Raw genomic sequence first — 1,191 nt, 5'->3', positions numbered from 1 at the left:
GGAAGTACCCGGACGAGCTGCGTGAGCGTGCGATCCGGATGGCTGTGGACCTGCGCAGGGATCCGGAGACGAAGACCGGGGCGTTGCGCCGGGTGGGTGAGCAGCTCGGGATCCACCCCGAGACGCTGCGCAATTGGGTTCGTCAGGCGGAGGTCGACGAGGGGTACCTGCCGGGGACGACGACGAGTGATGCGCAGCGTCTGGCGGAGCTGGAGCGGGAGAACCGTGAGCTGCGGCGGGCGAACCACATCCTGCGGACCGCGTCGGCTTTCTTCGCGGCGGAGCTCGACCGCCCGTCCAGCAAGTAGTCGCCTATATCGATGCCCACCGTCACGAAGTCGTCGAGGGGCGCGAGCTCGGGGTCGAGCCGATCTGCGAGGTGCTGCAGGTCGCTCCGAGCACGTACTACGCGGCCAAATCCCGCCCGCCCTCGGCCAGATCTGTCAGCGACGCTGCCACGACCACGCTCATCCGGGACGTGCACGCGGCAAACTTCGGCGTCTACGGCGCCCGGAAGGTCCACGCCGAGCTACACCGCCAGGGACACCGGGTCGCACGGTGCACGGTCGAACGACTGATGCGCGCCGCCGGGTTGCGGGGCATCACCCGGGCGAAGGGGCCACGCACCACGGTCCCGGGCACGGGCCCGGATACCCGCCCGGACCTCGTCCAAAGAGACTTCACGGCCAGTGAACCGAACCGGTTGTGGGTCTGCGACATCACCTACTGCCGCACGTTCGCCGGCTGGGCCTATGCCGCGTTCGTCATCGACGTCTACTCCCGCCGCGTCGTCGGCTGGCAGCTGTCCAAGTCCCTGCGCACCGACCTCGCCCTGGACGCCCTGGAGATGGGCATCTGGACCCGCACCCGCGACGGCGCCGATCTGACCGGCCTGACGCACCACAGCGACAAGGGAGTGCAGTACCTCGCGATCCGCTACACCCAGCGCCTCGCCGAGGCCGGCGCGGTCGCCTCGGTCGGCTCGACGGGTGACAGCTACGACAACGCCCTCGCGGAGGCGTTCAACTCGCTGTTCAAGGCCGAGCTCGTGCGCAACAAAGGCCCCTGGAAGAACATCGACGATCTCGAACTCGCGACAGCCGAGTACATCGACTGGTTCAACCACCGACGCCTGCACGGCGAAATCGGGCTCGTCCCACCCGCCGAGCTCGAGGACAACCACTACCGACA

At 68.4% G+C, this 1,191-nt stretch carries 1 protein-coding gene and 1 other annotated feature; the gene reads left to right on the top strand.

The genetic code is table 11. The features are described from left to right. A protein-coding gene (locus tag IEW03_RS20260; protein WP_229738471.1) for an IS3 family transposase occupies positions 1 to 1,191 on the top strand; the annotation gives its coding sequence in 2 pieces (ribosomal slippage) (positions 1 to 267 and positions 267 to 1,191; 1,192 coding nt annotated over the 2 pieces). This gene is flagged as partial in the annotation. Continuing rightward, positions 266 to 397, top strand: a sequence feature (AL1L pseudoknot). Its footprint overlaps the gene before it by 132 nt.

Source organism: Isoptericola cucumis (assembly GCF_014635665.1).
GTDB lineage: Bacteria > Actinomycetota > Actinomycetes > Actinomycetales > Cellulomonadaceae > Isoptericola > Isoptericola cucumis.
The sequence above is the reverse complement of the archived record's forward strand: the minus strand, read 5'-3'. Positions and strand labels throughout refer to the sequence as shown.